Source organism: Marivivens sp. JLT3646 (assembly GCF_001908835.1).
Lineage (GTDB): Bacteria > Pseudomonadota > Alphaproteobacteria > Rhodobacterales > Rhodobacteraceae > Marivivens > Marivivens geojensis.
Window position 1 is genome coordinate 2,606,669 of record NZ_CP018572.1, and the last position, 14,423, is coordinate 2,621,091.

The window sequence follows — 14,423 nt, forward strand, 5'->3', positions numbered from 1 at the left end:
CCGCTTCTAGCGGGGCTTTTCATTTGTTCTATTGGCGATCTAGGCCCCGTAGCGAGCCATGAACATTTCAACGGCTCCTTCGACGACACGCGCCTTGTCAGCCTCAGCGACAGGCACGTCGTGCAGGAACATCACCCGATCCATCAGTTCAACTTTGCATAGGGCCTGAAACTGATCAGCGGCCAGCTCTAAATCTTGGATCTTTAGTTCACCACGCTCAACGTACTGCTTTAGAAAATAAACAATGCGGGAACGAACCAGCGCTGGGCCACATTCGTAAAACTGGCGACCAACTTCGGGAAAACGCTCGGATTCAGCCATGCACATCCGATACATGCGCGTGTTGAACGTTTGAGACATGATGTTAATCATCTCATACCCAGCAAAGCGCAAAACGTCGCGTGCAGGTAGAGAAACGTTCACTTTGGCTGTCGCGGTATCAGCCTGAACCGCGCATTCGTTCCGCGCAACTTCCATGAAAAGTAGGCGTTTGTCAGGAAAATAGCTGTATAGCGTTGCCTTGGACACGCCTGCGGCTTTCGCGATGTCATCCACGCTTGCGCCGTCAAAGCCGTCTTTGAGGAATATCTCGCGGGCACCTTCAAGGACCTGCTCGAACTTACGTCCTCGTTTAATTTCCTGACTGTCGTCGGGCATGATGCCTCCGTCTGAACCGAGTTATATTATAAACCGCTCGGTTCAGATCAAACAAGGCATCGCCTTATTCTTGAGCGCAAACGCCAGCTTGCAACGAAGTGGCATCAAAACAACCTTGCGTCGTTTCTGGCGCAGGGTTTTGCGGCCACGTCAGGTTCGGGAATTGCATCGGTCCACCCATCGCCAAAACAGGCGAAGAGACGAGCATCAATGTAGCAGCGGCAAGGGCAGGAAGGAGTTTCATATCAGGCCTCATCAGTAGGATGAGTCGATTTCTAAACTAAACTGTTTGGTTTTGTAAATACAAAAATAAACCGATCAGTTTAGTTCATGCGGCAACTGGTCTCCGTTGCACCGGCCTCAGAAAGGACTAGGGTAACCTTAATCAGAAAATGGAGCGCTCAATGATCCCCGGTTTTTCAAGCCGACGCCGCTTTTCCGACCTCACAGAGCAAGAAATTCTGGCCCTCGCCATCTCCTCGGAGGAGGATGATGCGCAGATTTATCGCATGTATGCCGAACGGCTGCGGACCGACTTTCCTTCCTCTGCCGCGATCTTTGATGGCATGGCTGCAGAAGAAGATGACCACCGTCGTCGGTTGATCGACGAACATGAACGTCGGTTTGGCGGTGTGATCCCGCTCATCCGTCGCGAACATGTGTCAGGATATTACGCTCGTCGCCCGATTTGGTTGGTCGAAAACCTCGGCGTCGAAACCATGCGGTCAGAAGCGGCCGCAATGGAGAAGCAAGCCGAACGTTTTTACCTCGCGGCAGCCAAGCGCACCTCGGATGTAGGCACACGCAAATTGCTGGGAGATCTCGCCGCGGCAGAGGCAAATCACGCAGAGTCGGCGGTCACGCTCGAACAAACTCACCTGACGGAAACAACGCGCGACGAAGAAGCCGACGAAGCCCACCGCCAGTTCGTTCTTACTTGGGTCCAGCCTGGCCTAGCGGGTCTTATGGACGGCTCTGTTTCGACCCTCGCCCCGATTTTTGCGACTGCTTTTGCGACACAGAACACGCACACGACATTCCTCGTCGGCCTCGCGGCATCAATCGGGGCCGGCATCTCGATGGGCTTTACCGAGGCCGCATCGGATGACGGTCAAATCTCGGGCCGAGGTTCTCCGGTGAAACGCGGGATTGCCGCTGGCGTTATGACCACATTGGGCGGTCTGGGGCACGCGCTCCCGTATTTGATCCCACATTTCTGGACCGCAACGATGATCGCCTTCGCCGTGGTCTTTGTTGAACTGTGGGCCATCGTTTGGATTCAGAACCGCTACATGGACACGCCGTTCTTGCGAGCTGCATTCCAAGTGGTTCTCGGTGGTGCGCTCGTGTTTGCAGCAGGAGCTTTGATCGGCGCGGGATAGATCACGCCGAATTTTGTCGATCATAGCGGCGAGGGCTGTTCCTTGGCTTTAGGGGACGTTAAGACGAAGCCGAACCCAGAGGAGCATATCATGACCCGACCCAAACCCGTTGTTCTGTGTATTCTGGATGGCTGGGGCAATGGCCCTGACGCGACTGCTAACGCACCTGCACTAGCAGAAACACCCACCTTTGACCGCATCATGAAAACCTGCCCGACGGCAGAGCTCATCACTCATGGTCCTGATGTCGGCCTCCCCAGCGGGCAAATGGGTAACTCCGAAGTCGGCCACACAAACATCGGCGCTGGGCGCGTTGTTGCTATGGACTTAGGTCAGATCGACCTGTCGATGGAAGACGGTTCCTTTGGCAAAACCGAAGGCATCCTGACTTTCATTACCAAGTTGAAAGAAACAGGCGGGCGGGCTCATTTGATGGGAGTCGTTTCGGACGGCGGCGTTCACGGTCACATCGAACACATCATCGCTGCCGCAAAGGTTTTGACCGACGCAGGCCTTTCGGTCGTTCTCCATGCAATCACTGACGGCCGCGATGTCGCACCGAAATCGGCAGACGTATTCATGGCAGATCTCTTGGAGCGACTACCCAAAGGCTGCACCGTTGCGTCGGTTACTGGTCGCTACTTTGCCATGGACCGCGATAACCGCTGGGAACGTGTATCGACCGCATACCACGCGATGATCGACGCCAAAGGCGCATTCACCGTTGCCGATGCAAAAACCGCAGTTGCAGACGCATTTGCCCGTGGCGAAACCGATGAATTCATCCAAGCAACGGTCATCGAAGGATACACAGGTGTTCAGGCTGGCGACGGGTTGTTCTGTTTGAATTTCCGCGCCGACCGCGCCCGCGAAATCCTCGCCGCTATGGCACAGCCAGACTTTTCTGGATTTGATCGCGGCGCGGTACCGCCATTTGCAGCACGACTGGGCATGGTCGAATATTCAGTCGATCACAACGCCTGGTTCGAAACCGTGTTTCCTAAACGCAAAATCGTGAACACCTTGGGCGAATGGGTTGCAAAGCAAGGTCTGACCCAATTCCGACTGGCAGAAACCGAAAAATATCCGCATGTCACATTCTTCCTGAACGGAGGAAAAGAAACGCCCGAAATCGGCGAAGACCGCTTTATGCCGTTGTCACCCAAAGTTGCGACCTATGATCTTCAACCAGAGATGTCGGCGCCCGAAGTGACAGCGAAATTCGTGGAAGCGATCGAACAAGGCTACGACCTGATCGTCACCAACTACGCGAACCCTGACATGGTCGGACACACTGGTGACCTGCAAGCCGCGATGAAAGCCTGCGAAGCCGTCGATCAAGGTTTGGCTAAGGTTGTTGAAGCCTTGGAAAAAGCTGGCGGCGCAATGGTCATCACCGCAGACCATGGCAACTGCGAAATGATGATCGACCCAGAAACGGGCGGTGCACATACGGCGCACACCCTTAACCCAGTTCCAGTGGCTGTCTTTGGCGGGCCCAATGGCGCGACACTGCGCAATGGACGTCTAGCTGACCTAGCGCCAACCCTGCTGGACTTGATGGAGTTTCCCCAGCCCGACGAAATGACTGGACAGAGCCTGCTCATCCGATGATCCGCACGACCGCTCTCGTCTTATCGCTATGGACTGGAACTGCCTTTGCAGAGGTAGATCCGGGCCAAGCAGCCCTTGCAGCCGCGGCACGAATTGAGGGCGCGAGCGTTATGCTCCAAGAGGCCGACACAGCACGTGACAGGGTGTCCGCGCTGACCGAAACGGTCAAAGCCTACGAGGACGGCCTCGTTGCTCTTCGCGCAGGGCTACGCCAAGCCGCCATTCGTCAAGAAGCTCTTGAAACCGAACTGGACGCAAAATCGGACGAAGTCGCGCAATTGCTTGGCGTTTTGCTTTCGATGGGCCGTGCACCTGCGCCCGTGCTGTTGTTGCACCCAAGCGGGCCAACGGGAACAGCGCGGTCGGGCATGATCCTCGCGGATGTGACCCCTGCCCTGCAGCAGGACGTCACCAAACTGCGCTCTCAACTCGAAGAGGTCGCACTATTGCGCGATCTGCAAGACAACGCTGCTGACAAGCTGCGCCAAGGGCTGGATGGCGCACAGACCGCTCGCGCCTCTTTGAGCGCAGCAATATCGGACCGCACCGACCTACCGCAGCGGTTCACCGAAGACGCTATTCAAACCGCGCTCCTCATTTCTTCTGCCGAAACGCTTGATGCTTTTGCGAGCGGGTTGAATGACACCATAGGTGAAGAAATGGACATTCCATCGCCCGACGCACTGTCGCTGCGAGGCGATATTCCCTTTCCTGTCCAAGGACGTATCCTCCGTGGCTTCAACGAAGAAGACCTCGCAGGGATAAGCCGTCCAGGGATCCTTTTGGCGACCCAGCCACGCGTGCTCGTCACAACACCTGTCGCAGCCACGCTACGGTTCAAAGGACCGCTGCTCGACTACGGAAATGTGGTGATAACTGAGCCCGCCGCAGACATCCTTTTCGTTTACGCGGGCCTCGCTGAAACCTTTGGCCAAGTGGGTGAAGTTCTGCCTGCTGGATCGCCCGTCGGCATGATGGGTGGAGATTCACCCCTAGTTGACGAGATTTTGACCGATTTAGAGAACGGATCAGGTATTCGGGCCACGGAAACCCTTTATCTTGAGGTACGAGAAGGGCAATCTCCGGTAGACCCCGCGATCTGGTTCGCGATGGAGTGAGGTATACTATGAAGAAATTCGCCATTGCGGCAGCGTCGGGCACCATTCTTGGTCTTCTGGCTACAACGCAGATCGCTGGACCCTTGATCGCTCAAGAGGCCGACCGCAATTCAACGGTTTATGAACAGCTCGATCTGTTCGGCGATATTTTCGAACGCATTCGCGCTCAATACGTCGAAGAAGTCGATGAGACCGCGCTGATTGAAGCGGCCATCAACGGCATGCTTACATCCCTCGATCCGCACTCCAGCTACCTCTCTCCGGATGCTGCCGCAGACATGCGCATTCAAACTTCTGGTGAATTTGGCGGCTTGGGGATCGAAGTGACCCAAGAAGAAGGTTGGATCAAAGTCGTCTCACCGATGGATGGTACGCCAGCGGATGCTGCGGGCATTCTTTCGGGTGACTTTATCACACAGGTGGACGGTGAAAGCCTTCTGGGCCTCACACTGGACCAAGCGGTTGATCTGATGCGTGGTCCTGTCGGGTCTGAGATTATCCTAACCGTCGTGCGTGAAGGCGAAACAGAACCCTTCGAGGTCTCGATCATACGCGACACGATCAAACTTACGGCTGTTCGCGCACGGACCGAAGGCGACGCTGTCGTCCTCCGCATCGCGACATTCAGCGGTCAGACCTACGACGACTTAATCTCTGGCTTTGAGGCTCAAATCGAAGAAGCTGGCGGCAAAGAAAACGTCAGCGGCGTTATCCTTGATCTGCGCAACAACCCTGGTGGTCTATTGGATCAGGCAATCTATGTGTCTGATGCGTTCCTTGATGCTGGCGAAATCGTATCGACCCGCGGCCGTAACGCGGCTGATGGCGACCGCTACAATGCGACGCCAGGTGACATCACCGATGGCATGCCGATCGTTGTTCTGATCAATGGCGGGTCCGCGTCGGCATCGGAAATCGTATCAGGCGCGCTCCAAGATCACCGCCGTGCGATCGTGGTTGGCACCAAATCCTTTGGCAAGGGCTCGGTACAAACCGTCATGCCGCTGCGTGATGACGGCGCGATGCGTTTAACAACTGCGCGTTACTACACACCGTCGGGCCGTTCGATCCAGTCGCTCGGCATTCAGCCAGACATCATTGTTCAACAACCACGCCCGCGCCCTGCAGACGAGGTATCCGAGGATACACCGAACATGCGGTCCGAAGCAGACCTGCGCGGTGCGCTGAACAACGATAGCCTGACCGAAGACGAAATCCGCCAAATCGAAGAAGACGCAGCCCGCGCCGAAGCAACGGCGGCCCTTCGCGAAGAGGATTACCAATTGGCCTACGCAATCGACATCCTTCGTGGATTGAGCGCTCTGGGCAATCGCGAATAATTCCGCGATGTTCTCAACACAAGGGCAGCACCTAATCGTGCTGCCCTTTTTCGTTTGTCTACTTGGCCTTATGTTGGTCGCGCGATAGACTTTGCTAAACCGTTGAAAGGCTCCTCCAATGACCCCTGAACAGATTGCTGCACTCCCCTACCGTCCTTGCGTGGGCGTTATGCTGGTCAATCATGAGGGGCGGATTTTTGTCGGTCAACGCAACGACCGCGATCAAGATGCGTGGCAAATGCCACAAGGCGGCATAGACAAAGGCGAAGACCCACGTGACGCTGCCCTGCGCGAACTGTGGGAAGAGACGGGTGTGACGGCTGACCTCGTGGCGGTCGAAGCCGAAACCGAAGGCTGGGTTGCCTACGATTTGCCGCATGATGTGGTCCCGAACATTTGGAAGGGCCGCTACAAAGGGCAAGAACAGAAATGGTTCCTGCTGCGCTTTAACGGGTCAGATGATCAAATCAACATCGCAACCGAGCATCCTGAATTCACCCAATGGAAATGGATTGAACCCGCTGACGTTGTCACCTCTATCGTTCCCTTTAAACGCGCCGTTTATGAACAGGTGCTCGCCGAACTCAGCCCCAAAATCTAACGAAGCCGCTCAAGCATATGCAGCGTTGGGCGCCCATCCGCAGGTAAGCCCACGCTGCTCTGCCATGCTCTAAGAGCAGCCCGTGTCTGCGGTCCGGGCCTGCCATCTACAGCGCCAGCATTATAGCCCGCAGCATTTAATCGCCGCTGCAATTCTGCAGCCTCAGCAGAACTCAAACCACGATCACCACGGGGCCACGACGCAACAAACGGACCACCTCCTGCAGTACGATCGGCCAAATGCCCGACGCCGATCACATAGGCTTCGGATGCGTTGTATCGCTCAATCGTTCGGAAGTTCGCGAATGTCATCAGCGCGACGCCGCGTGCACCTGCTGGCAAAAGTATCCCTGCCGATCCGTAGTCAGGAACCGCACGCCCATCTACACCGACAACGCCCTGACGTGCCCATTCTGACGGCATCAGAGTGGTGTCCCGCCCAGCCTGCGCAAAATTGAAATCAGATGGCAACCGTACCTCGACGCCCCACGGCATTCCCCGGCGCCAGTTGAAGCGAGCCAAATAAGCGGCCGTCGATGCTAGAGCGTCAGTCGGATCATCGGACCAAATATCACGCCGTCCATCACCGCGAAAATCGACGGCATAGGCCTCGAAACTTGTGGGGATGAATTGTGTATGCCCCATCGCGCCTGCCCAACTCCCGACGAAGTTTCGGGAACGGACATGTCCAGCCTCAAGGATGCGAAGCGCCGCCATCAATTGCTGCTCAAAGAAGCGACCGCGCCGTCCATCGTAGGCAAGCGTGGCCAGCGCTTCGATCACTGGAATGTCGCCACGTCGCGCGCCGTAGGCACTTTCCATCCCCCAGACTGCACAAACGATCGCAGCAGGAACCCCAAAACGGTCTTCAATCTCGGCCAACAAGCGGCGATTGTCGCGGAACGCCCTCCGACCATTGGTGACGCGGCTTTCGGACACGACAAGGTCGAGATAGTCCCAAATCTCGCGCCGAAACTCCGCTTGGTTGCGATCCCGCTCGACCACTTCGGCGTTATAGCGAACATTGGCAAAAGCCGCGTCGATAATGCGCTGCGATATGCCCCGCGAATGCGCTCGAGATTTAAAACTAGCCACCCAGCTGTCAAAACCGCTTTGCGCATAGGCCAAACTTGGCACAGACAAAGCACCCAAGACCATTGCGCGACGAGACAAAACCATAAGACTGCTCACACCTTGAAACCTAGCCTCAAGGTAGATCACTCATACAAACTTACAACAAAAGCCTCAGAGCTCTGCGAGATTACGCCGATCTACTTACGCGTTCGTTTTACCTTGCGACGAACCTTATCGGCTTTCTTCTTGGCTGCGTTGGCTTTGCGTCGAACGGGTCGACCACGACCACCGCGCATCGGACCCTTCGGCATGATGAAGTCATCGATAGATATAATTTCACCGACGAGACCACCAGAGATCGGGGCGGCTTCGGTCAATTTCAGAGTGACCCGTTGGCCGAGGCCGATAACCATTCCCGACTGGGACCCAAAGAGCTGCTGGGCTTCTGCATCATAGTGAAAGAACTCGCTCCCGAGTGAACGCACAGGCACCAGAACATCTGCGCCTGTTTCGTCCAGCTTTACGAAAACGCCGAACTTTTGAATGCCACTGATACGACCAGGCAACTCTGTACCGACGCGATCTTTCATAAACGCAGCCAGATAACGGTCAGTCGTATCCCGCTCGGCGATCATCGAACGACGTTCGGTATCGCTGATTTGTTGCCCCGTCGCTTCGAGCATTTCGATGTCCCAATCGCTGAGACCATCGTCACCCCATTTGTGAGTCTTAATAAGAGCACGGTGAACGATGAGGTCGGAATATCGACGGATCGGCGAGGTGAAATGCGCATAGTTGCGCAGCGCCAAACCAAAATGCCCAAAGTTATTCGGCCCGTAATAGGCCTGCGTCATCGACCGCAGGGTCGACATATTGATCAACTCATCTTGCGGCGTGCCTTCAGCCTGACGGAGGAGCTGGTTGAGGTGGCGGGTCTGCAAAACCTGCCCTTTGGCCAGCACCAGACCGCTCGCTTGCGCAACCTCACGCAGGCTGTCCAGCTTTTCGGGGCTTGGCTCTTCGTGGACGCGAAACAACAACGGCGTACGGTGTTTAATCAGTTCTTCCGCGGCAGCAACATTCGCCAGCACCATGAACTCTTCGATCAATTTGTGCGCATCAAAACGTTCTTTGAACGCGATCGACGTGACCTCGCCCGCGTCATTCAAAACGATCTGACGTTCTGGCAGGTCCAATTCGAGCGGCTGACGCACTGCGCGCGCCTTCTTCAGCGCTTCATAGGCGGCGTAAAGCGGTTTCAAAACGGGTTCGAGGAGCGGACCTGTTTTCTCATTCGGCATGCCGTCGATGGCGGCTTGTGCCTCTTCGTAGGCCAAAGAAGCTGCCGACCGCATCAATCCGCGCACGAACCTATGGCTGATTTTACGTCCCTCAGCATCGATCCGCATCTCGACAGCCATACAGGCGCGATCCACGGCTTCATGCAATGAGCAGAGATCACCTGACAAACGGTCAGGCAGCATCGGTACAACACGATCAGGGAAATAGGACGAGTTACCACGCTTACGCGCTTCACGGTCCAAAGCGGAATTCGGGCGCACGTAATATGCGACGTCGGCAATCGCGACCCAGAGATAGAACCCGCCCTCATTTTCCGGATCACTGTCTGGAATTGCGAGGACGGCGTCATCCCGATCTCGTGCATCAGCTGGATCAATCGTAACCAGCGGAAGATGACGCAAATCGGTGCGGCCCTTGAGCTCCGCTGGCTTAACACTGTCCGCCTCCGCGATCACATCGTCAGGAAATGCGTCAGGTATGCCATGTTGATGGATCGCAATAAGGCTGACCGCTTTCGGAGCGGATGGGTCACCCAGTCGATCAATAATGCGCGCCTTGGGTAGACCAAGCCGCCCTTTTGGGCCGCTCTGCTCTGCTTCGACCAACTCGCCATCTTTGGCCCCTGCGGTCGCACCTTCGGGAACGATCCATTGTTTGTCGGCTTTTTTGTCGATGGGAACGATACGGCCACCCTCGTGGCTCTGTCGAAATACCCCGACGATCCGCAGCGGGTTTGACCCAACACGACGGATCATGCGTGCGGTGTAGTCGTAGTCCTCGTCTTTGACCTCGGTCATTCGGCCCAGAATTCGGTCGCCAGGTGCCAAAGCGGGATCGGTGTCGCGCTGGATCATAAGAATGCGTGGCATTGCACCATCGCCGCGCCATTCCAACGGACGCGCCCACAGATCACCATTGTGATCAGGGTCGATCACTTGCAGCACCGCGACGGGCGGTAGTTTTTCAGCATCACGATATGATGACCGACGCTTGGTCAGCGCACCTTCATCTTCCAACTCTCGCAAGATGCGCTTGAGATCAATCCGCGCAGAGCCTTTGATGCCAAAAGCTTTAGCGATATCGCGCTTAGCGGTGAGGGTCGGGTTCGTGGAAATCCATTCAAGGATTTCCTCTTTTGAAGGAATACGTGTCATTCGACAGCCCTAGCACCAGACAGGGCACAGCGCACCCGCCTTCTTTGATGAAACCTTACTCTGGTCCCGATCTAACGTCTTGCGAAAGTCAGGGATCAGCCGAAATAATCGTTCAGAATTCGGGTGTAGATAGATTTCAACTGGCCGATCTGGTCGATTGCGACGCGTTCATCCACCTGATGCATTGTTTTACCGACAAGCCCAAATTCGACCACAGGACAGTGGTTTTTGACAAACCGTGCATCCGATGTGCCACCCGAAGTCGATAGCTCAGGCGTTTTGCCCGTCACTGCCTGAACCGATTTTGACACGAGGTCGGACAATTCACCCGGTGGCGTGACGAAGCTTTCACCCGAGATTTTCACGCGCATGTCGACTTTGACGCCGAATTCACGGGCGATCTTGTCGGCTTCGCCCTGCATCCAAGCGGTCAGGCTTTCACCTGTATGAAGGTCGTTGTAGCGGATATTCACGGCTGCGCGGGTCTGCGCAGGGATCACGTTCGTCGCGGGGTTGCCCGTGTCGATAGTAACGAAAGCCAGCGTAGATGGATCAAAGTGATCGGTGCCACGGTCCAACTCATGCGATGACATAAGGTCAACTAACCGCGCCAGCGCAGGAATAGGGTTGTTCGCGCGATGCGGATAGGCCGAGTGACCTTGAACACCTGTCACCGTGAACCACGCTGTTAGCGATCCTCGACGACCGATCTTCATCATCTCGCCCATTTCGTTCGGGCATGTTGGTTCACCAACCAGACAAACCGACATGGATTCACCCTGCTGGTTCATCCAATCCAAGAGAGCGATTGTGCCGTCATCGGCATCACCCTCTTCGTCGCCAGTGATGGCGATCGCAATCGCGCCATCGGGCGGCGTTTGTTGCACAAAATCGATGGCGGCCGCGACGAATGCCGCAACGCCAGACTTCATGTCGGTCGTGCCCCGACCATACATAAAACCGTCTTTGATCTCTGCGCCAAAAGGATCAACGGTCCAGTCATCCCGATTACCCAATGGCACGACATCCGTATGACCATTAAACCCGAACGTGCGGTTCGCACCTTTGCGACCCCAACGGGCGTAAAGGTTCGAAATACCGCCACGATCCACGCGCGTGCAGTCAAATCCAGATGCACTCAATAGCTCTTCGAGCAGCACCAAAGCGCCACCTTCGGCGGGCGTCACAGAGGGGCAGCGGACTAGTCGAGCGGTAAGATCAACGGGATCGATAGGTGCGGTCATGAACGTCTCCTTTGCACCAGCCCTACCCAAGCCCCAAAGCCGATGCAATCAGGCGAATGTGGCGACTGGAACACAAAAATGCCACATGGGTAAATTTAACTATACAAAAGTGTTAACAAAAAATCTTTGCACATGTTATGGTTGTTCCAAAATAGAGACCCGAGGCAGGGCAGACCCCAAGATGGTCAGTGGCGAGCAGTAAAGCCACATTTATAGAGTTCGGATTTTGTGTCCGTCTTGAAGCATGCGCTGACCTTGGCAGAGAGCTGAGGCAAAGATGGTTAGTGGAGTCGAAATCGGTTATAACACCGGTGCGAGCGCCATGCAGATGGCCGAAACAATTTTCGGCGATGGCGTCACAGTCGTGTCTGCGTCCTACACGGGCGACAACAGGTCATCTGCGATCTACACAAACGGTGACCTCACTGGCGGCGTTGCGCCGTCAGACACAGGGGTCATCCTTTCTACGGGTCAAGCCTCCAGCTTTACCACGTCGAACAGATGGCAATCGAACACATCGGCTAGCACCACGACGAACACGTCTGGCGTCAATAATGACACCGACTTCAACACAATTAGCGGCGGTTCGACCTACGATGCGGCTTGGTTAGATGTCAGCTTTATTCCGACCGGAGACACACTCACGCTGAGCTTTGTTTTCGCGTCGGAAGAATTTCCAGAATACACCACCTCATCGTTCAACGACGCCGTCGGCGTGTGGGTCAATGGTGTACACGTTCCCCTATCAATCGGTGACGGCACGACCTCTGTGAACAACGTAGGTGGCCCGACGGGTTCCAACCTTTACGTCGACAACACCCAAGACCAATACAATACGGAAATGGATGGCTTTACCGTCACCATGACCCTGAACATCCCCGTCGACCCCAACATTTTAAACACCATTAAGATCGGGATCGCGGACGTTGGTGACAGCAGCTACGACTCGAACATTCTGATCGCTGCTGATTCAGGTCAAACGACCCTCATCGCCGTGACTGATGACGTGTCGATGTACGCCAACGGAACCAAGACATTTGACCTACTTGGCAACGATACAAACTCGACCTCAGGCACCCTTCAGATCACAGAGATCAACGGTGTTCCAGTTTCAGCAGGCAGCACAGTCACACTCAGTACAGGGCAAACCATAACTGTAAACGCTGACGGCACAATCACGGTTGTTGCCGATAGCGACGGCGAAGCGGTCAACTTTACCTACCAAGTTGACGCCCTGAGCGGTTCGACTGTCGTCGGAACCTCGACGGGTATAGTCAACCTCGACGTCATTCCCTGTTTCGTCTCCGGCACGTTGATTTCAACGACACGCGGTACGGTGCCGGTCGAAGACCTATCCGTCGGCGACATGGTTCTCACCATGGACGAAGGCCCGCAGCCTTTGCGCTGGATTGGCAATCGCGAAGTCGAAGCCACAGGCAAAATGGCACCTGTCTTAATAGAAGCGAATGCAATCGGGGAACACGACGCGCTGTTGGTATCCCCACAGCACCGTGTTCTCATGCGAGACCCGCTGGCCGCACTGCTCTTTGGCGAAGAAGAAGTGTTGGTCAAAGCGCGCGATTTGGTGAACGGATCAACAATTCGCCACGTCGAAGGCGGAACCGTCACTTATCACCACATACTGTTTGATCGCCATCAAGTCGTCTATTCCGAAGGCCTTCCGACCGAGAGCTTCCACCCCGGCCCACAGGCAACGAAACAATTCGACCCAGAAGTGCTCGAAGAAATTTGCACGCTGTTCCCAGAACTGACGCCAGAGACCGGAATGAACCACGGTCCTGCCGCGCGTCTTTCACTGAAATCATATGAGGCTCGTCTCCTTGCAGAGGCAGCTGCATGAGTTGGATCGGACTGCGCGATCATAACGGTACCCAGCGATTTCACCCCGGTGGGTTAGTCGGTGATCGAACCACAGTGAAACGGGTTTCAGCCGACGCACCGATGGCAAAGGGCACGCTTCTCATCGAAACCATTCATGACCCCGACAAGGTAAGGCGCAATTTGTTGCGGTTTGCGGCGAATACCCCGTGGCACAGCGCCCTAAGGCTGACGCTGGACCCCGATGGAACCTTACGGTTGCTGATGGCGCAGGGACAGATCACTGCCGATTTCGCTCTAAAAACCGACCTTCATACCCACAAAGGCACCGCCGCAATCTGGTTCACATGGGACGCACCTGCCCGCAAAGGTCAGTTGGCCGTGCTAACCTCGACCAATGAGTTCTACTGTTGTGATCTCTTCGCCCCGATCCCCCTTTGCTTTCGGGACGCAGACCGCATTTGCACACATCCGCAGACAACCCAGATAGACGCGGCAACAACGTTCGTGGCGATTGCCGATAGTATCGAACCTGTCGGGCCACCTGCAACTCTCTCGGGGCAGTCGATCATAGAAACACCCAACGGCCACGTCCGACTCGAGACGCTGAAACCCGGGGCAACGGTTGTCACCGCAGATGGAGAAGCGGCTCAGATCCGATCAATCGCCGCGCAAACGCTTCCTGCCCGCGGTATGTTCACACCACATATCATTCGCGCACCCTATTACGGAGCGAGAACTGATTTGAGCATCGGCCCACGCCAGCACATCGAACTCGGCGGATCAAAAATAGAATACCTGTTCTTGACGGAATATGTTCTGACAGAGGTTGGCCACCTTACAGACGGGCGTGAAGTTCTGGCAACCAGTCAAAGCGATTTTGTAACGTATTACCACGTAATGCTCGATCGCCATGACGTTCTCGAACTTACGGGTGTTCGTCTGACCAGCCTCGACCCTGCACCATTCCGCCAAAACGCCGCAATGCGTCAGCACGGCATACTGCGCAACGTTCCACAGGAACTTCTACCAGCAGGCCCGTCTATCGACCTGCAGCATCTCAGAAATTTCGAAGCTGTTTTGATCCCAAACCGATAGA

12 protein-coding genes are annotated in these 14,423 nt (G+C 55.5%); 7 read left to right on the forward strand and 5 right to left on the reverse strand.

What is annotated here, in order from left to right:
- Positions 1–39: 39 nt before the first annotated feature.
- Together BSK21_RS13040 and BSK21_RS13045 are read right to left on the reverse strand one after the other, a co-directional pair.
- Positions 40–657, reverse strand: a complete 618-nt coding sequence (locus BSK21_RS13040; RefSeq protein WP_067547317.1) for a TetR/AcrR family transcriptional regulator — start codon at positions 655–657, stop codon at positions 40–42.
- A gap of 64 nt (positions 658–721) precedes the next feature.
- On the reverse strand, positions 722–901 hold the full coding sequence (locus BSK21_RS13045) for a hypothetical protein (RefSeq protein WP_067547321.1): 180 nt from the start codon (positions 899–901) through the stop codon (positions 722–724).
- A 160-nt stretch (positions 902–1,061) separates the two neighbouring features.
- On the opposite strand from BSK21_RS13045, the gene mbfA reads away from it, so the two are divergent.
- The 5 genes from mbfA (at position 1,062) to BSK21_RS13070 (ending at position 6,712) form a co-directional block, all read left to right on the forward strand.
- Entirely contained in the window at positions 1,062–2,039 is a 978-nt protein-coding gene (mbfA, locus tag BSK21_RS13050; RefSeq protein ID WP_067547560.1) for an iron exporter MbfA, read from the forward strand.
- A gap of 90 nt (positions 2,040–2,129) precedes the next feature.
- Complete coding sequence (gpmI, locus tag BSK21_RS13055) at positions 2,130–3,653, forward strand: 2,3-bisphosphoglycerate-independent phosphoglycerate mutase (protein ID WP_067547323.1); 1,524 nt, start codon at positions 2,130–2,132, stop codon at positions 3,651–3,653.
- Positions 3,650–4,771: a murein hydrolase activator EnvC gene (locus BSK21_RS13060; RefSeq protein ID WP_067547326.1), complete on the forward strand. Its 1,122-nt coding sequence runs from the start codon at positions 3,650–3,652 to the stop codon at positions 4,769–4,771. The genes gpmI and BSK21_RS13060 overlap by 4 nt, the downstream gene beginning before the upstream one ends.
- An 8-nt stretch (positions 4,772–4,779) precedes the next feature.
- Positions 4,780–6,111, forward strand: a complete 1,332-nt coding sequence (locus BSK21_RS13065) for a S41 family peptidase (protein ID WP_067547329.1) — start codon at positions 4,780–4,782, stop codon at positions 6,109–6,111.
- A 118-nt stretch (positions 6,112–6,229) separates the two neighbouring features.
- A complete protein-coding gene (locus tag BSK21_RS13070; RefSeq protein ID WP_067547332.1) occupies positions 6,230–6,712 on the forward strand; it encodes an RNA pyrophosphohydrolase in 483 nt (160 codons plus the stop codon).
- On the opposite strand, the gene BSK21_RS13075 is transcribed toward BSK21_RS13070, so the two are convergent.
- The 3 genes from BSK21_RS13075 to dapE form a co-directional block, all read right to left on the reverse strand.
- Positions 6,709–7,902, reverse strand: a complete 1,194-nt coding sequence (locus tag BSK21_RS13075; protein ID WP_231924732.1) for a lytic murein transglycosylase — start codon at positions 7,900–7,902, stop codon at positions 6,709–6,711. The two genes, BSK21_RS13070 and BSK21_RS13075, sit on opposite strands and share 4 nt — an antisense overlap.
- Positions 7,903–7,982: 80 nt before the next feature.
- A complete protein-coding gene (gene rnr / locus BSK21_RS13080) occupies positions 7,983–10,241 on the reverse strand; it encodes a ribonuclease R (RefSeq protein ID WP_067547337.1) in 2,259 nt (752 codons plus the stop codon).
- A gap of 95 nt (positions 10,242–10,336) precedes the next feature.
- Positions 10,337–11,485 (reverse strand): succinyl-diaminopimelate desuccinylase, encoded by a 1,149-nt coding sequence (dapE, locus tag BSK21_RS13085; RefSeq protein WP_067547340.1) that lies wholly within the window; start codon positions 11,483–11,485, stop codon positions 10,337–10,339.
- A gap of 277 nt (positions 11,486–11,762) precedes the next feature.
- Here dapE and BSK21_RS13090 point away from each other — a divergent pair, with 277 nt between their 5' ends.
- The gene (locus BSK21_RS13090) at positions 11,763–13,346 is read left to right on the forward strand and encodes a Hint domain-containing protein (RefSeq protein WP_067547343.1); all 1,584 of its coding nucleotides are present in this window, start codon (positions 11,763–11,765) and stop codon (positions 13,344–13,346) included.
- Positions 13,343–14,422 (forward strand): Hint domain-containing protein, encoded by a 1,080-nt coding sequence (locus BSK21_RS13095; RefSeq protein WP_067547346.1) that lies wholly within the window; start codon positions 13,343–13,345, stop codon positions 14,420–14,422. The genes BSK21_RS13090 and BSK21_RS13095 overlap by 4 nt, the downstream gene beginning before the upstream one ends.
- Position 14,423: the final 1 nt, after the last annotated feature.